This window comes from Streptomyces sp. NPDC001985, from assembly GCF_040296845.1.
In the GTDB taxonomy this organism is placed as follows: domain Bacteria; phylum Actinomycetota; class Actinomycetes; order Streptomycetales; family Streptomycetaceae; genus Streptomyces.
This window is the reverse complement of record NZ_JBEOYB010000046.1, coordinates 38,650-58,485: the sequence shown is the minus strand read 5'-3', so window position 1 is coordinate 58,485 and position 19,836 is coordinate 38,650. Positions and strand designations below refer to the sequence as shown.

18 protein-coding genes and 2 pseudogenes are annotated in these 19,836 nt (G+C 71.2%); 4 read left to right on the top strand and 16 right to left on the bottom strand.

All coding sequences use genetic code 11. The features are described 5' to 3' along the window. Positions 1-52: 52 nt before the first annotated feature. The 5 genes and pseudogenes from ABT122_RS21325 to ABT122_RS21310 form a co-directional block, all read right to left on the bottom strand. Positions 53-1,132 carry a polyprenyl synthetase family protein gene (locus ABT122_RS21325; protein ID WP_351554378.1) on the bottom strand — a complete coding sequence of 360 codons (1,080 nt, stop codon included), beginning with the start codon at positions 1,130-1,132 and terminating at the stop codon, positions 53-55. Beyond that, positions 1,129-1,401, bottom strand: coding sequence for a hypothetical protein (locus ABT122_RS33645; RefSeq protein WP_502976176.1), 273 nt, complete (start codon positions 1,399-1,401; stop codon positions 1,129-1,131). Before ABT122_RS33645 ends, ABT122_RS21325 begins: the two co-directional genes overlap by 4 nt. A 143-nt stretch (positions 1,402-1,544) precedes the next feature. Beyond that, positions 1,545-2,069: pseudogene (locus tag ABT122_RS33640) on the bottom strand (flavodoxin-dependent (E)-4-hydroxy-3-methylbut-2-enyl-diphosphate synthase); the annotation flags it as partial. A 617-nt stretch (positions 2,070-2,686) separates the two neighbouring features. Then, complete coding sequence (locus ABT122_RS21315; RefSeq protein ID WP_351554375.1) at positions 2,687-2,854, bottom strand: hypothetical protein; 168 nt, start codon at positions 2,852-2,854, stop codon at positions 2,687-2,689. Between the two features lie 138 nt (positions 2,855-2,992). Beyond that, a complete protein-coding gene (locus ABT122_RS21310; RefSeq protein WP_351554372.1) occupies positions 2,993-3,967 on the bottom strand; it encodes a helix-turn-helix transcriptional regulator in 975 nt (324 codons plus the stop codon). An 80-nt stretch (positions 3,968-4,047) separates the two neighbouring features. Between ABT122_RS21310 and ABT122_RS21305 the strand changes: the two genes are divergently transcribed. Beyond that, positions 4,048-4,782 carry an alpha/beta fold hydrolase gene (locus ABT122_RS21305; protein ID WP_351554369.1) on the top strand — a complete coding sequence of 245 codons (735 nt, stop codon included), beginning with the start codon at positions 4,048-4,050 and terminating at the stop codon, positions 4,780-4,782. A gap of 688 nt (positions 4,783-5,470) precedes the next feature. After that, the gene (locus ABT122_RS21300) at positions 5,471-6,208 is read left to right on the top strand and encodes a hypothetical protein (protein WP_351554366.1); all 738 of its coding nucleotides are present in this window, start codon (positions 5,471-5,473) and stop codon (positions 6,206-6,208) included. A gap of 514 nt (positions 6,209-6,722) precedes the next feature. Here ABT122_RS21300 and ABT122_RS21295 read toward each other — a convergent pair. The 5 genes and pseudogenes from ABT122_RS21295 to ABT122_RS21275 form a co-directional block, all read right to left on the bottom strand. Next, complete coding sequence (locus ABT122_RS21295) at positions 6,723-7,214, bottom strand: SRPBCC family protein (protein ID WP_351554363.1); 492 nt, start codon at positions 7,212-7,214, stop codon at positions 6,723-6,725. Beyond that, entirely contained in the window at positions 7,211-7,603 is a 393-nt protein-coding gene (locus ABT122_RS21290) for a metalloregulator ArsR/SmtB family transcription factor (protein WP_351554360.1), read from the bottom strand. The genes ABT122_RS21295 and ABT122_RS21290 overlap by 4 nt, the downstream gene beginning before the upstream one ends. A gap of 106 nt (positions 7,604-7,709) precedes the next feature. Next, entirely contained in the window at positions 7,710-8,399 is a 690-nt protein-coding gene (locus ABT122_RS21285) for a formylglycine-generating enzyme family protein (RefSeq protein ID WP_351554357.1), read from the bottom strand. Positions 8,400-8,855: 456 nt separating this feature from the next. After that, entirely contained in the window at positions 8,856-9,458 is a 603-nt protein-coding gene (locus tag ABT122_RS21280; RefSeq protein WP_351554354.1) for a GNAT family N-acetyltransferase, read from the bottom strand. 9 nt (positions 9,459-9,467) lie between these two features. Continuing rightward, positions 9,468-10,017 (bottom strand): annotated as a pseudogene (locus ABT122_RS21275) (transposase); the annotation flags it as partial. 805 nt (positions 10,018-10,822) lie between these two features. Here ABT122_RS21275 and ABT122_RS21270 point away from each other — a divergent pair. After that, a complete protein-coding gene (locus ABT122_RS21270; RefSeq protein WP_351554351.1) occupies positions 10,823-11,017 on the top strand; it encodes a hypothetical protein in 195 nt (64 codons plus the stop codon). A 185-nt stretch (positions 11,018-11,202) separates the two neighbouring features. On the opposite strand, the gene ABT122_RS21265 is transcribed toward ABT122_RS21270, so the two are convergent. Continuing rightward, positions 11,203-12,234, bottom strand: coding sequence for a hypothetical protein (locus ABT122_RS21265; RefSeq protein WP_351554348.1), 1,032 nt, complete (start codon positions 12,232-12,234; stop codon positions 11,203-11,205). A 1,470-nt stretch (positions 12,235-13,704) separates the two neighbouring features. On the opposite strand from ABT122_RS21265, the gene ABT122_RS21260 reads away from it, so the two are divergent. Then, positions 13,705-14,166, top strand: coding sequence for a DUF8189 domain-containing protein (locus tag ABT122_RS21260; protein ID WP_502976175.1), 462 nt, complete (start codon positions 13,705-13,707; stop codon positions 14,164-14,166). A 501-nt stretch (positions 14,167-14,667) separates the two neighbouring features. Here ABT122_RS21260 and ABT122_RS21255 read toward each other — a convergent pair. The 5 genes from ABT122_RS21255 to ABT122_RS21235 all read right to left on the bottom strand — a co-directional run bounded on the left by ABT122_RS21255 (position 14,668) and on the right by ABT122_RS21235 (position 19,825). Further along, positions 14,668-16,095, bottom strand: coding sequence for a beta-propeller fold lactonase family protein (locus ABT122_RS21255; RefSeq protein ID WP_351554342.1), 1,428 nt, complete (start codon positions 16,093-16,095; stop codon positions 14,668-14,670). A 688-nt stretch (positions 16,096-16,783) separates the two neighbouring features. Then, the gene (locus tag ABT122_RS21250) at positions 16,784-16,915 is read right to left on the bottom strand and encodes a hypothetical protein (RefSeq protein WP_351554339.1); all 132 of its coding nucleotides are present in this window, start codon (positions 16,913-16,915) and stop codon (positions 16,784-16,786) included. 188 nt (positions 16,916-17,103) lie between these two features. Next, complete coding sequence (locus ABT122_RS21245; RefSeq protein ID WP_502976173.1) at positions 17,104-17,412, bottom strand: hypothetical protein; 309 nt, start codon at positions 17,410-17,412, stop codon at positions 17,104-17,106. A 5-nt stretch (positions 17,413-17,417) separates the two neighbouring features. Continuing rightward, on the bottom strand, positions 17,418-18,650 hold the full coding sequence (locus ABT122_RS21240; RefSeq protein ID WP_351554336.1) for a GNAT family N-acetyltransferase: 1,233 nt from the start codon (positions 18,648-18,650) through the stop codon (positions 17,418-17,420). 50 nt (positions 18,651-18,700) lie between these two features. Continuing rightward, entirely contained in the window at positions 18,701-19,825 is a 1,125-nt protein-coding gene (locus ABT122_RS21235; protein WP_351554333.1) for a peptidase C39 family protein, read from the bottom strand. Positions 19,826-19,836: the final 11 nt, after the last annotated feature.

Sequence of the window (19,836 nt, the reverse complement as noted above, 5' to 3'; positions counted from 1 at the left end):
CTTCCGAAGCGTCTGATGAAAAGTGCTGGCTATGCGGCCGCGCCGGCCTCGTTCATGTGTGCCTGCGCACGGCCGAGTCCGCGAGACGGCTCAGCGCCTGGACCGCGGGCACGGCAAAGGGCGCCTTCCTGAGGGAGAAGAGGGCTTGTTCATAGCGTTCGGTGATCATTTCTTCCACGAAGAGGTCGGCCCCGGTGGCTGTGATGATGCGACGGGCCGCGTGCGCCTGGTCCTCGGTCAGGGCGGGATTGCCCAGATAGTGGCGCAGTGTGGCGGCCTGGGCGGGATGGGCGCGTTCCAGGGCCAGGGCGATCAGTACGGTGGCCTTGCCCTCGCGGAGATCGTCGAGTGCGGGTTTGCCGGTGGTGGCCGGGTCGCCGAAGACGCCGAGGAGGTCATCCCGGAGCTGGAACGCCTCCCCGAGCGGGATCGCGTACGCCGAGAGCTGTTCCAGGGTGGTGTGGCCGGCGCCGGCGAGGGCGGCGCCCAGGTGCAGGGGGCGTTCGATGGTGTACTTCGCGGTCTTGTAGCGGATGACGTTCAAGGCGGTTTCTACGCTGTGGTGGGTGGTGCCGCCGGCTTCGAGGTCGAGGAACTGGCCGAAGGCGACCTCACTGCGCATCTCGGCCAGCAAAGGCAATACGTTGTCGAGTTGCGCCGGTGTGGGATGGCCGGCGTGCAGGAGTTCGTCGGACCAGACCAGAGCGAGATCTCCGACGAGGATCGCGGCCCCCTCACCGAACCTCTCCGCGGCATGCGCGGTGCCGGGACCGGTGTGCTGTTGTGCGAAGGTTCGATGGATGGTGGGCTGGCCGCGGCGGGTGTCGGACCGGTCCATGACATCGTCGTGGATCAGTGCGAAGGCATGGAACAGCTCAAGCGAGGCCGCCAGGTGATGCACCGTCGACGGGGCGCCGTGCGCGCCTGCCGCGTGCCAGCCGACCAGAGTCAGAACCGGGCGCAGCCGCTTCCCGCCGGCCATCACGAAGTCCCGGAGCGCGGTGGTCAGATCAGGCAGCCGGCTTGCCGTGTTGCGGGCGCGCTTCACCGCCAGGAAGCCGGCCAGAACATCCTCGACGGGGCGTTTCAGCAGTTGCAGGTCGAGCTCTTCGTTCGCGGGCAGGAGCGTCACGTCATGATCTCCCCGCTGTCGCCGGGGGCGGCTGCCCGCGTGAGGTTGAGTGCCTTTTCGAGCAGTGCTTCAACGATCCGGCTCTCAGGGACGGTGCGCACGGTTGTGCCCTGGACGGAGATCTGTCCGCTGCCGTTGCCGGAGGAGCCGCCGATGCCGGCTTCGCGGGCTTCGCCGGGACCGTTGACGACGCAGCCCGTGACCGCCACGTGCGGAGGGTCAGGGAACCCGTCGAAGGCGGCTTCGACTTGATTGGCGAGTCTGTGGATGCCGGCTTGGAAGCGTCCGCGGCCGGGCAGGAGACGATCTCCAGCATGCGCTGACGCGGACCGAGTGAAGACAGAATGCGGCAGCCCGCCTCGACCTGATCGACGGGGTCGGTGGACAGCGAGACGCGGATGGTGTCGCCGACGCCCTCGTTCAGCAAGATCCCGAAGGCGACGGCGGTCTTGATCAAGCCCTGCGAAGTGGTGCCGGCTCCGGTGACGCCCAGGTGAAGGGGGTAGTCGCAGGCATCGGAGAGATGCTGGCAGGCGGCGATCGCAGTACGTGGATCGCGGTGCCTCACTGCGATTCCGAGGTCCTGGAAGCCGTGCCCCTCGAAGAGACCGCATGCCCACAGGGCCGATTCGGCCAGCGCCTCGGAGGCGGTTCTGCCGTGTTTCGCGAGCAGCCGGGGGGCGAGAGCACCGGCGTTGACGCCGATACGGATCGGCACCCCCGTCCCCGTGGCGGCCGCCGTGATCTCAGCGATCTTGTCGTCGGACTTCTTGACCGCGGCTGCCCGGCAGGCCGGGCCGGTATCCCGGTCCAGCGGCGCGTACGCGTGACTGGTCCAGCGCCATATCCGTTCCGGGGCGAACGCCTCTCCGGGCAGTGCCCCGGCGGCCCGGCGGTTCCACGGCGCCGGCGCGCGCCAGGCGCCGCGCTGCTCCATGGCCCGCGTCAGGTGCTGCCGCTGGTCGTCCGTCATCGGTACTTCTTGGGCCGGCCGTCGGGGTCGGGCTCCGGGAGAACCTGTCCGTCCGCGTTGTCCGGAGCCGGCTTGCCCCGGCTCAGGTCCGGCTCCGGCTTCCTGTGCTCTCTCACGGACGCCCTCTCCCTACTACGGCGGAGAAGGACATGCTGCCGCAGCGCCCCGTGCCACGGTAGTGAGCCCTTCCGGCCACCCGGGTCATCGCCTTGCTGTTCCCACGAGCACTCAGGCGTTGGCGGAGGTACGAGGCAGACACGCCTTACCCGGAGCCGGCATCTCGCCCGGACCTCGCACGTCCGCCCCACCCGCGGGGGTGGTCCGGCCGTGCTCCTGGGAACGCTGTCGCCCACGCGGTCGTCCCCGCCGCCCGCGCCGGGATCGTCCGCGTGCGGCCTCGCTCGATGCCCCGCTCTGTCCGTCGTTCCGTCGGCGTCCCTCTCGTCCGCTCGCGCCGCCGCCGGTCCGGCCGGCACCTCCGGCAGCACCGGATCGTAGATCGTGGCGATTGCGCGGGGCGGAGGCTTCGCGCCCCGGCGGGCGGCCCCGGTCGGCGCCGGTTCACCGGCGAGCATCCTCCCTCACATCGTCGGCGAGATCCGGTGGATCCGCGCGGAGGGCTTCGCGATGCCCGCGCCGGTGAGGTACCGCTCGACCGCCGCGGTGTACGACGCCGGCGGGGCGGACAGGGCCATGTGACCCGGGCGCTCACGCGACCGCGACGCGCCCCTGCCTTCGGGTTCGGTCACCGGCTCGACCACCATGCCCGCCCCGCCCTTCCGGAGCCGCCGCGGTGAACGCGTACACCTCGCGCCGGAGGCGTGAATGGCCCGGCCCACCGCGGGTCGCGATGACCACGGTGGGGCTCTCCGCAGTAAATCCGGCATTTACCGCGGCGGTTCTTCCGGTTGCCGTTGAGCGGCCGCGGTGAGCAGGTCGGCGAGGTCCTTGAGGGCCTGTCGCAGTTCGTCGGGGTGGTGGATGGTGAAGGGCCACTCCAGGGAGGCGAGGAGGTGTGCCATGCCGTCCAGCCGATCTGCTCGTGCGCGCATGAGGACGCCGGCGGGCTGGGCGGTGAGGGTCACCGCTGATCGGGGCAGCCGGCGGGCGATCTCATCGAGTGGACCGTGGATCGTCACCTCGACCTCCCAGCGGTAGGCGCCCTGGGCCAGGGTGGAGGTCAGGTGGGCGACGGGGTCGAAGCCGACGGGGGCGGTGAAGCGCCGGGTCCGGGGAGTGGTGGAGGCGACGCGGTCGATGCGGAAGGTCCGCAGGCTGTCGCGGAGGTGGTCGTGGCCGACGACGTACCAGCGGCCGGTGTGAAAGACGACGCCGTAGGGGTCGATGTCGCGTTCGGTCTGCTCCTGCCGCCAGGACTGGTGGCTGATGCCGACGGTTGTGCCGGCGCGGGATGCCTGGGCCAGGGCCAGCAGGACGCCGGTTCCGGGTGTCTGCCCGATCACGGCGTTGGCGGTGAACGAGAGGGTCTCCCGCATGGCGGCGAGCGGCTCGCGCAGGGAGTGCGGAAGCACCCGCCCGATCTTGGCCAGGGCACCGGCACTGGCCGGTGCGGTGGTGCCCATGCCGAGGCGTTCTGCCGCGAGCAGGCCCAGGACGACGGCGAGGGCCTCGTCGTTGGTGAGTACCAGGGGTGGCATCCGGTAGCCGCGGGCCAGGCGGTAGCCGCCGTGGCGGCCGCGTTCGGCTTCCACGGGGATGCCCAGTTCCCGCAGGTGGGACACGTACCGACGCACCGTGCGGACGTCGGTGTCCAGACGGTCCGCCAGCTCCGTCCCGGTGAGTCGGGCGTTGGACTGGAGGAGTTCCAGCAAGGTCAGAACACGGGTGAGGGGATGCGTCATGGATCACTCGGCATTTCAGGGCGGAATATGTCCTGTATCAACTTTACGCTCCCGACAGCACCTCACATCAGGGAGATCACATGGCCACCTTCGTACTCGTTCCCGGCGCCTGGCTCGGCGCGTGGGCCTGGGAAGACACCGCCCGCACTCTGCGGGAGAACGGCCACACGGCGCTGCCGCTCACGCTGACGGGCCTGGCCGAGCGCGCCGCCCAGGCCGGACCCGAGACGGACCTGAACACGCACATCGCGGACATCACCGGCTTCATCGAGGAGAACGATCTGCGCGACGTCACGCTGGTCGCCCACAGCTACGGGGCTGCCCCGGTCACCGGGGCGGCCGGGCGTCTCGGCGACCGGCTGGAGCGCGTGATCTACGTGGACAGCGCGCCGTTCACCGCAGGCATGTGCATGCTCGACCTCATGCCGCCGGAGGCAGCGGACCAGCTGAACCGGCAGGTCTCCGCTTCCGGCGACGGGTGGCGGCTTCCGATGCCGCCGTTTGAGGTCCTGGGCCTGTCCGGAAGCCTCGTTGGGCTCGATGAGGGACAGCGGGATGCTCTGTCCTCGCGTGCCACCCCTCACCCGTTCGGCACCTACACCCAGCGCCTCGCCGGCCCGACCGAGCCCGGCGCCGGCGTGGACCGTGTCCTGATCACCTGCCATGACTTCACGGGCCTGCTGGATGCCGGGATACCGACGCTGGCCCACCTGAACCAGCCGCCGTGGCGGCGCTTCGACCTGCCCACCGGGCACTGGCCGATGCTGTCCACACCCACCGAACTCGCCGACGTCCTCGACAAGGCCGTCTCCTGACGGCGACGGCTTCCCGCGGGCCGGGTCACGATCGCTCTTTTGAGGTCTGTCCCACGGTGTCCGCCGGGGTGCGGGGGCCGGGCACGGGGCTGCGGCGAGTCCGCTGACATCGGGCTCGGCGCCACCGTATCCGCAGAAGCAGTAGCCGTGTTGCCGGTTCCCGGGCCGCGCGTCGCAGGGCTTGGCGCGCGAGGTCCACGTCCGCTCAGCTCCACCTCGATGCCCATGCGATCACCATCCTGGTGGCGTCGGCGCGCAGCGGGCGGGCGGCGAGGGCGGCAGCGGTCCGTCCACGGCGCGGACCCGGGCATCTCCGTCGACGGGGCGGTCTGCCCGCGCGGCTGGTCCAGCCGCGCGGGCAGCAAGTACCGCGCGGCACGCTCCCTTGTCGTGGCGGCCGGAATGGCCCGCCGCAGGTCGCGGTGATCACCGTAGGGGCTCTGCCGCGGTGAATCCGGCATTCACTGCGGCAACCGGGGTCCTCAACGAGGACATCCCGGAGGCATCGGTCAGTTCGGGACGAGAGAAAAAAGCTCAGGGCCCCTGGGTCGGCTGGGGAGTAGAGTCCGCTCGTGCGTTGATTTTCCGGGCGACGGCCAAGCGCCGCCGCAGATGGTGCGGGAGCGACCTGCCGAGTTCGGGGTCGCCTGATTGGCATGCCCATCACGATGATCCCGGAGATCACGGAATGACTGCTCAGAATCCCCTCACCTACGACGCGTTCGTCACACTCGCCGTCGCTGATCCAGCTGTCGTCGGTCTTGTCCTCAAGGGCTCCCGGGCTCACGAGGGGATGACCACCGAGCACTCCGACCACGACCTGTACGTCGTTCTCGCTGATGGTGCGACAACCGGCCTCACTCGGTTCACGGGCCACCGCACCCCGGAACTCGACCTCCTCGTTCTCTCACTCGACGAGTTCCGCGCCGCAGGAATGCCGGGATTCGAGCGGTATGCCCTTGCCCGCGCCCGGATCGTACTCGACCGGCTCGACGGGGCCGTCGCCGAGATCCTGGCCGAAAAGGCACGGCTCAACGCCGACCAAGCCTTCCGGGAGGCAGGTGAGTCGCTCGACGCCTACGCCAACTCCCTCTACCGCTCGGTCAAGAACGACCGCGACGGGCACACGCTCGCGGCCCGGCTCGACGCCGCCGACAGCATCCGGCTCCTGCTGGAGCTGCTCTTCGCACTGGACCGTCGCCCCCGCCCGTACAACAAGTACCTGGAATGGGAGCTGGCCCGATTTCCGCTGCCGGGCTGGGACACCGGAACGCTGCTCGACGCCGTGGACCGCATCGCGGGAACAGGCGACGTATCCGCACAGCGCCGCCTCTTCGCCCAGGTCGAGGCAGTGGCCCGGCAGGCCGGGCACGGCGCGGTGCTGGACGCCTGGGGCGAGGACCTGCACCTGATGCGACCGCAATAGAAGAAGGGTGTGAGAGCTCCCGGCCTTCATCAGGCAGCCTGGCCGAGAACGGCAGGGGTCGGAAATCGGGTGTCCGCAGCAGCAGCACGGCAGGATGGCTGGGGCAAGAAGGCGACGATGACGGCGGCTGAGCCACCCCCTGCCCCGAACGGGACAGGGCGGGGGACGGCGCCGACGTCTCGCCACCGCGCCCTCCTTCGATACCGGCACCGCCCTGCGGTGCCCGGCCCCGGAAACCGCCCGCGCCGACGCCCCGTCCCCCGACACGGACCGTCCGGCACAGACAGGAAACGCCCGGACACCCCGGACAACGGGCCGCGACTGGACGATGAGGTGGACGCGCGGGATTCAGCTCTTGCCGGGGATGGTGTCGTCGATGACGGCCTCCGGCTCGGGGTCATCGGGGCTCCCGGCTGCCTTGATCCGGGCGACCGCCGGCGCGAGAGCGTCGTACACCCGCCTCGACGCCGCGGTGTTGCCCCGCTCCCCCGTTGAACTCCGAGGGGTGGGCAGCTCAGGCCAAGGACTCGAAGTATGCCTTCTGCGCGGGGTAGTAGTCCTCGAAGTCGGGCAGTGGCCCGCGCGTGCGGGCGGCGGTGAGCATGTCCAGGTAGTACTCCCAGCCCGGGCCGGTCTGGCCGAGGTGATCTGTGGAGGCGAGGTGATGGACCAGCCGGAGTTCGGTGGTGCCGTCGTTCTCGGCCAGCAGCAGTTCCATCGACCAGGACCCGGCCTCGTCCTCCATCGAGACGGCGAGACGGCGCGGCGGTTCGCACGCTTCGATCCGCAGTGGGCACCAGGGCGCCGACTCCTCGAACACCATCTGCACCTCGACGGTGAGGCCGGCCGCCGCCCGGCCGCGCCACGGGCCGAACCAGCGGGCGGTGCGCTCCGGCTCGGTGACACTCGCCCAGACATCATCGGCGGAGGCGCGGTAGCTGCGGGTAAGGATCAGGTCGTGCCCCGTCGGCGTGGGGATGAGCTGTCCGGTGGGCTCAGGGGTCATGCCGTGTCCTCCTCGGGTTGGCGCGCGGTGTGCTGATCGTCAGTGGGCTCGGCCCGATTGCGGTCCCGTCGAGTGCGGTGAACCTCCGTCTCCAACGCGGCCAGCCGCTGCGGCCAGTCGACACGCCGGGTGTCGAACTGAGCGAGCCAGGCGGCGAGGTCACCCAGCCGGGGAGGGACGAGTGAGTAACGCCGATGGCGTCCGATCTGCTCGTCCCGGACCAGGCCGCTCTCCCGCAGCACGCGCAGATGACGGCTGACCGCGGGTCGGCTGATGGTGAACCGGGCAGCAATGTCGCCTGCCGTCAGCGGGGTACGGCGCAACATCATCAAGATCTCCCGGCGCACCGGATCGGCGATGGCGTCGGCCACCTTGCTCAGGTCGTCCACACCAAAAGCGTAACCCATAGGTTACGCGTCAGGAGTCGGCACAGGCCGAACACCGTGCGAAGGTGGAAGACAAGCTCAAGTGATCCGATTCGCCGGCAGAGGGCCTTCACCACGATGTTGATCGGCGCACGACGGAACGCGCGAGGCGGAATCCCACGTCGTCGACCTGGAAGGCCGGGTGGCTGCGGCGGCGCGCGGAGGCCCGGCAACTCCAGTGCTCATCGAACCAACCACCGCCGCGGAGCACCCGGTAGGCGCCATAGACCTCGGCGTCGTAGACGTCCCAGCACCAGTCCCAGACGTTGCCGAGCATGTCGTAAAGCCCCCACGCGTTGGGACGTTTGCCGCCCACTTCGTGGACGCGCTCGTGCGAGTTGCCGCGATACCAGCCGATCTCGTCGAGTTCCCCGTGGCGCGGCCCGGTCGTCCCGGCCCGGCAGGCGTGCTCCCACTCGGCTTCGGTCGGCAGTCGATACCCGTCGGCGGACGCGTCCCACTCGATGATTTCGGCCTCGGCGCGGAAGTGGTACGCGGGTGTGAGGCCGGCGCGCTGGGACAGGGCGTTGCAGAACCGCACCGCGTCCCACCAGGAGACGCACTCGACGGGCAGCTGGTCCCCAGGGGTGATACTCGGCCGCCGGCCTGTGACCTGTGTGTACAACGCCTGGGTGACCGGGCATGCCGCGAGCTGATAGGGCGCCAGCTCGACCGACCAACTGCGCTGTGTCCGCCGGTCCGACAGCGTCACCTGCCCCGGCGGGATGGCGATCATCTCGTTCCCCATCATCACGTTCATGATCAGGAGATCCTACGAGACCCGTCAGGGCGGGACGACACAGCTGCCAACAGGGACTACCCCCGAGGGGGGACGAGACCGGGTCGGGACGCTCCGTGTCCCATCCGTGCGGGCTGCCCCGCGCGGGCGGGGACGACGCGACCCAGGGGTGCGGTGACCGTTCCCGAGCAGGACTGCCCCCGCGCGGGCGAGGACGACCGGCCGCCGGGGTGGACAGAGAGGGCGGCCGACGGACAAGGACTGCCCTCGCGCGGGCGGGGCTGACCTCGGTCTGGTGTGCGTGGGCAGGCTGCCGGCGCTGGTGGCGGAGGTGCCGCGACGACGGCACAGCGCTCCCGGCCGGGCTGAAGCGGGACCCGGGCGCGGTCGGGCCGGACCAGAGCCTGTCTCCTTGATGCCCTGAGGAGTGTGGTGCCTGGCCGGACAGAGTTTTCGGCAAGTGCTCCGCCGGTCAGGTCAGGCGTCCCAGGCGCGAGGACGGGCCAGCTCTTCCCACTCGGGGCGGAGCAGCGAGAACACGGCGAGGTCGTGGCGGCGGCCGTGGTGGAGGCAGGCGGCGCGGCTGACCCCTTCCTGGGTGAAACCGGACTTGGCAAGGACGGCGAGCGCGGGGGTGTTGCCGGTGTGCGTTTCCGCCGTGAGCCGATACATCGGGAGCTCGCCGAAGGCCAGGTCCACCACGGCGTCGAGGGCGGCGGTGCCGTGGCCGTTCCCGCGATGTCGAGCAGCGATCAACAGCTCGACCTGGGCTGTCCCGTTGACGATGTTCTGGCTGGTCAGTGCGACGTAGCCGACAGGGGTGCCGTCGGGAGGGAGGATGAGGAAGTCGTCGCGATCGTCGTCTTCGATGTCGCGCTCGACGCGCTCGCGCACGGCGGTGAGTGAGCGTGGCCAGATGCCTATGTGGTGGGCGGCTACTGGGTCGGATCTCCAGCTGTGCATGAGCTCGGCGTCGTCTGTGTCGAGCGCTGCGAGACCGACGGACTTGGCCCGCCAGGAAAGCTCCCTTTCAGCCTCTGCGTCATGCTCGTCGTCTGCGATCCTGATGTTCTCGGTCATAGGGGGATGTTATGGGTGTCTCCAGGCCGGGACCACCGCGTTTCTCCCGCTCGGTGACGCGTCGTCCTGCCTGGTCGGCAACGAGCCCGGACAAGGATGGCAGCCAGGTGGAGTGCGGCCTGATACGCGATGGCAAGCTTGTCGGGTCGCATGGCCGGGCCGCGCCACCGCTTGAGCCGGGAGACGCACCGTTCAACGGTGTTGCGCTCCTTGTGTCCCTCGGCGTCGGAGCCAGGCGGGCGACCTCCGGCGCGGCCTCTGCGTAAGCGGTGGCCGACCTGGTCCGCGGGCTGCGGACCAGGTCGGCCCGGATACCTCGGCGCCGGAGATGCCCACGGATCGCGCGGGAAGAACAGCCGCGATCAGCGAGGACAGCCGCGGGCCGGGTTCTTGGTCTGCCGACCCCGCTTCGTGGCATCCGGATTCCGGCCATGACCGCCTCGGAGGCCGGCGCGTCACCGGCCTGGCCCGCAGTGAGATGGATGGACAGCGGTCGTGCCCGGCTGTCACTGGTCAGGTGGACCTTCGTGCTCAAGCCACCACGAGTACGTCCGAGGGCCCGGGCTCACCGGCATTCCGCCGAAGCTGGGAAAAGGGGTTGGTTCAGTAGGTGAGGGTGACGCAGCCGGCGCCGCCGCTGCCACCGGGAGCGCCGGAGCTTCCCGAGCCGAAGCCGGACGGTATGACGCTCCCCCCGCTCCCGCCGTCGCCACCCGTTCCGCCCTGACCAGTGCCGAACGGACAAGTGGACGGGAGCGGGGTGCCTGCCGCTCCTCCGGTGGCTCCTTCGCCGCCGACACCTCCGGCCGCTACTGCCGGCCTGTCGGCCGCAGCTCCATTTGCTCCGCCGGTGTTGCCGTCGGACCGGGCCCCGTTGCCGCTGCCGGATGGTGTGCCGAGACAGACGGAGCCCACACCGAGGATGCTCCCACCGCCCGCGCCGTTGAAGCCTGCCGCTCCTCCGGCGCCGAGCGCGCCGCCACCGGTGAAGGGGTTGCCGCCGTCCCCGCCCGCGAGTCCGCCCCTGCCGCGACCGCCACTCGGCACGGATGCCTGGTCGATCCCCCCTCTGGTCAGAGCGGACCGGCCGCCTCCGGTACCAGCGGTACCGGAACTGGCCCGAGTTGCCGGCAGTTGGGTTGCCCCAGCGCCGCCGGCACCGCCGGCAACCGCCGCCGCCGACGGTGAGGGTAAGGGTCTGGCCCGGGGTGACGGGCAGGGTGCAGGTGATCCGGGCGCCTCCGCCGCCGCCACCCCCGCCTCCGCCTCCCCCGCCCCCTTGGACGCGTGGCCCGTAAATAGGGCCGGACTTGCCACCGCCACCCCCACCCGCGCCGCCCCCACCGGCGGCGACAGGGACGGCGGTGACACTGGTGACCCCCGTCGGGACGGTGAACGTCCCACTGGTGGTGAACGTCTGGGTAGTCGCGGCGGACGCGGGAGTCGCCAACCCCACCGTCAGTGCCAGGGAACCCACCACACCCGCCATCGCGACCGTGGCACGGGCCGCCCGGGAGCGCGGGGCCTTCGAACGCGGTCGTCCGCCGTTGATTCGCTGAATGTCTGTCATATATCCACCGTGCGTACCCGGTGCGAACTATGACAATGGCGGATATTCGTTCGGGTATACACCCCGGCGTGAGCAGGGAGGGGAGAAGCAGACCGGCCCCCGGCCGGACGGCGTTGGCCACCGCCCCGGCCGGGGGCTCACGGACTCATGGTGTCGGGTGTCCAGGTGTTCCTGTCAGGGGCGTGTGGCTCCCGGAGATCCGTTGGTGACGGCGACCACCCCCACGATTCCGGCACTCGCGCCGAGCCCGCCGCTGCCGCCGGGCCGGCCCGCGCCGCCATTGCCGCCCTCGGAGGTGCCGCCGGTGGGGGCGGAGAGGGGACCGTCGTTGCCGTGGCCGCCGTTGCCGCCTTCCGAGCCGGTCTGGCGGGTCTCGCCGCCAGTGCCGCCCTGGAGGGCGACGCGGCCGGTCATGACGATGGTCTCGTCGTTGGCGTCGCCGCCGTTGCCGCCCTCGCCGTTGGAGAGCCCGAAACCGCCGTTCCCTCCGGTCACGTTGACCTGATTGACCAGGAGGGACAGCACCCGGGTCCTGATCGTGCCGTCGTTGCCGATGCCGCCCGCGCCGCCGTCGGAGTCCGGAGTGGTGCCGAACTGGGTCTGCCCGGCGTTGCCGCCGGCGCCGCCGATGACGGTGATCGAACCGGCGCTGGTGATGGTCCCTTCGCGGTTTCCCGCACCGCCCGCGCCGCCATCGCTGCTGGTCCCGCCGCGCCCACCGTTCCCACCGCTGACCGTGACGGTGTTGTTGCCACCGCCGCCGTCGATGGTCCCGGTGTTGCCGTACCCGCCGACGCCTCCGGGGAGGGTGTCCTCGGTGACGCGGCCATTGCCCCCGTCGACGGTGATTCTGTCGTCTCCCGTGCCCCCGTTGACGGTGCCGCTGCTGCCGTCCCCGCCCCTGCCGCTGCCATTTGTCGTCACACTCTGGATGGAGATGTCGTCGTTCCCCGATCCGCCGTTGACGTTTCCGCGGTTGGCCGTCAGGCCCCCGGAGGGCCCGTCGACCACAATGCGGTCGTCACCCGCTCCGGCGTTGATGGTCGTCCCCGGGTTCACCCCGTCCCTGCAGAAGATCAGGTCGTTCCCGCTGGTGCCGTTGATGGTCTCGCTGACGGTCGTACTGTTGTTGACAAGACAAAGGGTTGTTTCGGCCGACGCCGTCCCCGGCACGGCGACCAGGAGGGCGCACGACGTCGCAAGCACCCCGCCGACGGCGACAGCGCGCCGCCGGACCCGCCCCCATCGCCCCGGCGACAGACCAACGGGGGCAGGGGAGAGCGAGAGGGTTAAGGGGAATCGAGGTGTGTTCATGGGGGGGGACCGCCTTGCTGTTCAGGAGCCCCGGCTCAGGGCCCGGTACCGGTCGAACACCCGTCTCCGGGGTGCCACGGGCACCACACCCGTCATGCGCCCCGAGCGGACTACCTGCCCCGTACCCGACCTCAGCTACCAGACGCCCCGACACGACCAGGTCCAGCATCCGGTGGAAGCGACACTCGCCCGGACACGCCGGGCGCGCACGGCCCGCACCCCGGCACACAGACCGGCGCGCGCAGGCCGCTTTCTGCGGAGGTGATCGCTGCCGGCCGAACACGCCGAACGGGATGCGTACCCCGAAGCCGCCGAGACCGCGCACGCCTGCCTTCACCACCCTCCAGCAGAGCGAACTCCCCGGCCCCCGGGCTCAACCGCGGACCGTGCGGTGACCAAGACCGTCGAGATCCTTCGCCCCAGGAGGGCGCGGGCGGAGTTCGCGCAGCGGATCGCGGTCCTTTCGCTGAGGCCGAAGACCTCGGCACGGCGCAGTGGGTCGGGGCCGTGGGTGAGAGCCTCGTCGAGCGGACGGCCCGCGCGGAGCCATTGCGGGGTGCCGGTCGGGCCGCGCAATACGGCTCCGGCGACCGAGTCTTTGCCGATGGGCCGGTCCCCAGTGCGTCTGCTTGTTGACCAGCAGTGGAGGGGACTACCCCCGCGTGGGCGGGGCGGACCGTTCCTGGCCGGGTGGTTTCACGTGATTATGCTGTTCTGCTATACCTGCTTCGCGGCGGTTCCCCGGGTGCTGCTGTGCTCGGCTCTGGTGACGTCGGGATCGGGATCACCGTACCCGCAAGTGCGGGTGTGGTGTTGTCGGTTCCTTGTCGCCGTCTCCCGGACCACCCCCAGGGTTGGGCGCGCGAAGTCCACGTCCGCTCAGCTTCACCCGTGCGATCACCGTCGTGGTGGTGTCGGCGTGGAGCGGGCAGGCGCCGAGTGCGGGCAGTCGGTGTGTCCGCGGCACGGACCGGGCCTGCTTGGTGCTGGGGCGGTCCGCTTGCACAGCCAGCCGTGCCGTGAGCAGGTACTGCGCGATGTGCTCCCTCGCCGCGTCGGCCGCTTTCGCCGCCGCCGCAGCCGTCGGGAACGGCGGCCAGGGCGCGGCGCTGCACTTCCTCGCTCGCGATCTGCCGGTCGATGGCGGCGTCGCGGGGATCGGCGGTGCTCCGGTCGCGGACGAGGCCGGCGCAAGGCCGGGAGGCGCAGCCATAGGCCATCAGGGCTTGTTCCGTGGAACCAGGACGCTCTGATCTTCCTCTACCGGGGCGGCGCCGGGGGCGGTTGGCTCTGCCGGGGCCGTGCACCGCCCGCCGTCCGGCGGACGGTCCTTTGTGTGATCAGGAGGTTGGGTCAGTGAGGATGAAGAGACTCGGGAAGGCCGCCGTGGTCGCCGCCACGGTCGTGGGCGTCGTCGCGGGGACAGCGGGCACCGCCCAGGCCTCCCCCAGGGTCATGACCTTCAGCCAGTGCGACAAGCCGGCGATCACAGCCGAGCCCCTGGCGGGCGGCGGGTGGAACGGTGGGCTGGCCCTCTGCGGCGGAGGCTTCGGCCACAAGATCGCCAGCTACCTCTACTCCGACGGCATGAAGCAGGACTTCTTCGTCGGCGCCGACTACGCGGTCTGGACCGCCTGGTACGACTACAGCGGCCCTGATGCAGGATTGCGCAGTCTGGCCTCGCTGGGCGGCAAGGTCACCTCACAACCCGTCATCAGCGCCCACAGCGGCAACTACCTTCAGCTGAAGGCACGCGGCACGGATGGCAAGAACTGGTACAAGGAGCGCTACTCCAACGGAACCTGGAGCAACTGGTACCGATAGACCCGGGCGGCGGGGGTGCGGGCTGCCGACTCCCGCACCGCCGCCCCGGTGCCCATGAACCCGGCCCGTTGCCGTGAACGACCGGCTCCGGGCCGGACTGTGGGCACAGTGAGATCCCCTTACGGCTCCGGGGTCCGGGCAGTCAGCCGGCAGTCCAGTGGCGCGCCGCCACCGCGCTGCTCCACCCGGGCGAGTCATCGAGAATCAGCTCCGGGTCGGTGACGCCCGCGGCTTCCAGGAAGACCTGGAGATCATGGTCGGAGAACGCCGCTCGGTGACGGCCTGGCCGTGACGGAGTGCCGAGCCGTCACGGCGCTGCGGGCGTCCTGGCCCGGACCGGGTGGTGTCCGCTGCCGCCGCGTCGAGGGTCTCAGCGCTCCGGGGCGCCGACGTGATCCGGTTGGCTGTGAGTTCACGGAGCCGGGGGCACGTCTGACGGCGGTCGGCCGTTCCTCCCGGGTTCGGGGAGGAACGGCCGGTGTTGGGCCGGTGTCCGGCGTGTCAGGTGCAGTTGATGACGAGTGCGGTGGTGGCGGTGCAGGTGCGGGACGCGCTGTCGTTGGCGGGGTTGAGGTCGGTGGGGGTGCTGGTGGTGCGGGTGGCGGTGACGGTGTGGGGGGTGCCGAGACTGAGGGCGGCGACGGGCACGGTGATCCGGCGGGTGGTGTCGGCGCCGGGGGCGAGGGCGGTGGTGGTGCAGGTGGCCTTGCCGGTGGTGAGGGTGCAGTCGGGGCTGGTCGCCCCTGTGGGACTGGGCAGGTCCAGGGTGACGGTGGCGGAGGCGAGGGTGCGGGGTCCGTGGTTGGTGAGGGTCACGGTGTAGTCGATGCGGCCGTTGAGCAGGCCGGGGCGGGGAGTGGCGGTCAGTTCCACTCCGAGGTCGGCGGTGGGGCGCTCGGCGATGGCGATGTCGACGGGGGTCGTGCCCACGGGGATGCCGCTGGTGGTGTGGGTGGCGGTGTCGATCACGGAGACGGTGGCCGAGTTGCCGTTGGCGGTGTAGACGTGGCCGCCGTCGGGGGTGACGGCCACTCCCCTGGGGGTGTTTCCGGAGGCGGTGGTGGCGGTCACGGTGTTCGTGGCGGTGTCGATCGTTGCGATGGTGGCGCCCTGGCCCCGGGAGACGTACACGTGCGCGCCGTCCGGTGATGCGGCGACGTCGTAGGGGCCGTCGGTGAGGGGGACGGTGGCGGACACGGCGTTGGTGGCTGTGTTGATCACCGCGACGGAGTTGGAGAAGGGGCGGGTGACATAAGCGCGGGTGCCGTCGGGGGTGAAGGTGACGCTCTGGGGGAATCCGCCGACGTTGATGGTGGCGGTCACGGTGTTCGTGGCGGTGTCGACCACCGATACGGAGCGGGCGTTGTAGTTGGTGACGTAGGCGCGGCTGCCGTCCGGGGAGACGGCCACCTCCTGCGGGGCGCTGCCGACCGTGATGGTGGCGGTCACGGTGCCGGCCGCGGTGTCGATCACCGTGAGGCGTTCGAGGGAGCTGTTGACGACATAGGCGCGGGTCCCGTCGGGCGAGACGGCGATGCCGCCCGCGCCGTTGCCGACGGGGATGGTCGCGGTGACCGTTCCGGTCGAGGTGTCGGTCACGGTGACGGAGCCGGCGTTCCCGTTGCTCACGTAGAGGCGGGCTCCGTCCGGGGAGGCGGCCACGCCTTTGGGGCCGTCGCCGACCGAGAGGGTGGACGTGACGGTTTCGGTGGCGGTGTCGATCACGGAGACCGTGTCGTCGCTGTAGTTGGTCACATAGGCGAGCGGCGCTTCAGCCGCGGTCGGTGCCGCGGGTGCGGCGGGGGCGGGGTGCGCGGCGGGGGCCATGGCGGTCAGCGAGGCCATGGCCAGGCCGCAGGAGGCAGCGATCGCGAGGAGCCGGCGGGCGGGCTGCTTCCAGGGCCGGTCGGATGTGGTGGGCTGGCTCATACAGAGGTTCCTCTCCCATCGGGCCCGGCGTGGGACCAGATGGCCAGGTGGCCGGCCGGTGGCCCGTGTGGTGGTGTCGTGGACGTGGGTCGGATGGTGGTGTGGCGTGGTGTCGACAAGATGTGCGGCCTTGATTCGGGCCGGTCCGCGCAGGGAGCCCCCTGGCGGCGGGAGCCGTCTCGTCCCGCCCCGACGAACCTGGGGCGACGCACCACCGGCACCCGCCCCCTGCGCCATCGGGCATGGCGCCCGCCCACCACTGTGGTGCCTCCCCCGCCGGTCCGATCGCGATCACCGGCACAACCATCCGAACGGATGATCATGCGGTCATGTGTTCAATCCGTCGGCCTGCGCTGCCCCCGCAGATCAGTGAACAACCAGCCTGGCACAGGGGCTGGTCGTGGCGAAGGCGGACAGAATCCGGCCGGACCAGTTCAGACCGGGCCGGGGCAGCCGCCGCCGGAGGCACGCCGGGGAATCGGTTGCGCGCCGCGATCCACGCGGCCGATGACCTCGGGGCGACCCCCGCGTGGGCGGGGCTGACACTTCGTCCCGGTCCATCGTCGACCACTGGATCGGGCGACCCCCGCGTGGGCGGGGCTGACGGGTCATGTCATGGCACGTGAGCTGTTCGCCGACGGGCGACCCCCGCGTGGGCGGGGCTGACACTTCGCGACCTGGGGTTCTTTCACGTGATCATGTTGTTTTGCTTGACCTGCTTCGCGGCGGTTCCCTCGGGCGCTGCTGTGCCTGCTTCGGTGTCATCGGGCTGGAGGTCACCGTATCCGCCAGTGCGGTCGTCGTGTTGCCGGTTCTTCATCGCCGTCTCCCCGGGCCGCGCGCAGGGGTTGGCGTGCGAGGTCCGCGCCGGTCAGATCCGCCTCGGTGCTCATGTGATCGCGGTCCTGGTGGTGTCGGCGTGCAGCGGGCGGGCGGGGGCGATCAAGAGTCCGGACAGACCGATTCCGGCACCGCGGACGGAACCCGCGCGGGCGGCGTGGACTGGCCCTATGGCGCACTCAGTTTGGGTGCGGTGGTGGCGATGAAGGCGCCGTTGGGGCGGTCCGCGGTGGGCTGTGCGGCGTGCCGGCTGTGGGCCGCCGCTGCCCAGGTCTCCTGCCGGGCGACGGCGAGGGCGGCGGCCAGGTCGAGGCCGAGTACGGTGATGCCGGGCAGTGCGGCCAGGTGCTCGGCCGTGCCGGACCGTGCGCGGTCGGCTTCGACGAGTGCGCATGCGGGAACGCGGAGGAACCAGCCCGGCTCGGGGTGGGCCCGGTGGACCGGCAACCCCCGTACCGGCGGGCCGCCTCTCCCCATGGCACTCAGAACCAGTGCACGCAGTGTGGGGGGCTCTCTGTACGGAACAGCGCGTCCGCCACGGCGGACGCGCCCGGATGGTGGGCCCGGATGTGTCCCGCGCGGACGAGCGTGCTGGGGGCGATGCCGCCCAGGTAGAGCGAGCTCAGGTCGCGCACGTCCAGCGACAGATCGGGGTGGCGGTCCGTGGGGGCACAGGACGCTCTGCCCTCGCGGACGGTCAGCAGATAGCGGCCGTGTGCGCCGAGGAACGGATCGTCCACGTCGAGGACGAGGTCGCCGTCCGCGGACCAGCCGCGTGCTGTCAGGGCGCGAGGGACATCGAGGATGCGCACCCACAGCCAGTCGGCGTGCTCACCGACCTCGCCCGCCCGGAAGTCCGCGAGCCGCCAGCGCAGCGGGTGCTCGGGCGGGACGTGCCGGAACACGGCCCGTGAGACCAGGTCGTGCCCGAGAACGAACCGGGCCAGAGCCGTGAAGACCGCGTCATCGGTGGCGATGGTCTCGTCGACCGTCAGGGTGCCGCCCTCCCCGATCGAGTAGCTGGCGTACCCGTCCGCCACGCCGTCGGCGTCCCGGTGGACCGCGATGTGGCGCGGTGACGAGGAGACCGGCGCCTGCCCCGCTCCCCGCGCCCACCAGCGGTGCGGCCGGGACAGCGCGCCGGGCTGGGCGCGGCGGTACCGGTCGTACACCTCTTCGAGTACTCCGCCGCACGCGGAGCGCCGCATCACCTCGACCGTGCCGCCGGCCGTGGCGGACACCGGTGCGTCGGCCGACGCGCGCGGCCGGGGCTCCGCGAGGGCGGCCCGGTGGCGCGGCACCGTCAGCCGGGTGGTGAACGTCGCCGGTCCGTAGCCGAACCTGCCGTAGATCGGAGCCTCGGAAGCCAGCAGTACCGAGAGGAACTCACCCCGGGCCCGCACCTCGGAGAGCTGCCGCCGCATCAGCGCGCCGAGCACGCCGCGCCGCCGGTGCGAGGGCAGGACGCCGACCGCGCTCACCCCGGTGACGGGAGTGACGTGCCGGCCGGGCAGGGTGAGTTCGAAGGAGTACGCGGCGGCGGTGCCCACGGGCCGGCCGTCCTCGGACAGGGCGAGCAGGCTGCGGTCCATTTCGAGCGCCGACCACCAGCGCCCGCCCTCCGCGACAGGGGCCTCGGGAAAGTGCCCGAAGGCCGTGTGGACCGTGTCGACGAAGACCTCCAGGTCCTCGTCGGCCGTGGATCGGATCTCCATCGCTGTCGCTTCCTTCCCGGAGCACCCGCACAGTGGATCATGGTGTTCGTTCATGGGTGTGGCGTCGCGTCCCGCTCGTGCGGACGGCCGATGGTCACCGCGCCGCGGAAGTCCTGCGGCGAGAGGACCGACATCGTGTCGAGCGACGCGTCGGACACCGGCAGGAGATGGGCGTCGACCCAGGTGTCACCCGTCGTCGCGTTGCTCCACGGATCGTCGATCACGATGGCGCCGGGCACGACACTGTGACAGAGCACCCAGTGCGGCACGTCGAACCCCTGCATCCCGGCGAGCGAGAGCAGGAGCAGTACGTGCTCGCCCCGGCCGATCGATGCGCGGACCGCGCTCAGGGAGAGACGGCTGGGGTCCACGGGGACACCGGCGCGCTCCGCGTCCTTCCTGGAGGCGCGCTGGAGCAGGGCACGCCACTCCCGATCGTTCTCCGACAGGTGGTCGAGCAGCACCGGCCGGTCGGCGTCCAGGTGGACCCTGACCGGTGACGAGGGCCGGGCCCGGTGCACGGCGACGCCCAGCCCGACGGGTTCGCACGCGGGGAAGTTGGTGGCGTCGCGCCAGAGCGTCAGCTCCGCCTGCCGGTCGAGTTCTTCCCACTCCAGCGCGCCCGCGTGCGCCCGGGCGACCAGCGCGGTGACGGCTCCGCAGGTGAAGTGCGTGGTCTGTCCGTAGTACACAGGCGTGGTCGTGACGCCTCCGCGCAGCCAGCGGACGTATCCGGCAGCCGGTCCCGCCGCACCCTCGGACGGCGTCAGCGGAGTCCTCAACCCGGTGAATCCGGTGGCGGCGACGTCCTCGGCACGCGCCGTCCACCCCTCCCACTTGACCTGTGCGAGCCCTCGGCGGGCCGCGAGGGCGACAACCGCGTCCACGGCGGCCCGCACGTCGCCGACGGCGTCGACGATTTTCAGATAGGCCGTCTTCGGGCGTGCTGTCACGAGCGCCGCGGCGGCCCATCCCTCGCGGTCGTCTCCGGGAACGGCCACGAGACGAGGCGCGTGGGCGGAGCGGTCGACGGCACGCCAGCGCTCCGACACCTCATCACCGGCGAGGGGCACCAGCCCGGGCGGCGGCGCGTCCGGCTCGTAAGGGACGACGAGGCTCTCCACGGGGCGCACGGGCCCGGTGGGCCGCTCGGACGGTTCATGGCGGGGCGGCATTCCGGTACTCC

Coding starts and splice junctions, on each gene's coding strand:
- ABT122_RS21310 (WP_351554372.1), bottom strand. CDS start 3,967: ATGACGCATCCCCTCACCCGTGTTCTGACCTTGCTGGAACTCCTCCAG.
- ABT122_RS21305 (WP_351554369.1), top strand. CDS start 4,048: ATGGCCACCTTCGTACTCGTTCCCGGCGCCTGGCTCGGCGCGTGGGCC.
- ABT122_RS21300 (WP_351554366.1), top strand. CDS start 5,471: ATGACTGCTCAGAATCCCCTCACCTACGACGCGTTCGTCACACTCGCC.
- ABT122_RS21295 (WP_351554363.1), bottom strand. CDS start 7,214: ATGACCCCTGAGCCCACCGGACAGCTCATCCCCACGCCGACGGGGCAC.
- ABT122_RS21285 (WP_351554357.1), bottom strand. CDS start 8,399: ATGAACGTGATGATGGGGAACGAGATGATCGCCATCCCGCCGGGGCAG.
- ABT122_RS21280 (WP_351554354.1), bottom strand. CDS start 9,458: ATGACCGAGAACATCAGGATCGCAGACGACGAGCATGACGCAGAGGCT.
- ABT122_RS21260 (WP_502976175.1), top strand. CDS start 13,705: ATGAAGAGACTCGGGAAGGCCGCCGTGGTCGCCGCCACGGTCGTGGGC.
- ABT122_RS21255 (WP_351554342.1), bottom strand. CDS start 16,095: ATGAGCCAGCCCACCACATCCGACCGGCCCTGGAAGCAGCCCGCCCGC.
- ABT122_RS21250 (WP_351554339.1), bottom strand. CDS start 16,915: ATGAAGAACCGGCAACACGACGACCGCACTGGCGGATACGGTGACCTC.
- ABT122_RS21245 (WP_502976173.1), bottom strand. CDS start 17,412: ATGGGGAGAGGCGGCCCGCCGGTACGGGGGTTGCCGGTCCACCGGGCC.
- ABT122_RS21240 (WP_351554336.1), bottom strand. CDS start 18,650: ATGGAGATCCGATCCACGGCCGACGAGGACCTGGAGGTCTTCGTCGAC.
- ABT122_RS21235 (WP_351554333.1), bottom strand. CDS start 19,825: ATGCCGCCCCGCCATGAACCGTCCGAGCGGCCCACCGGGCCCGTGCGC.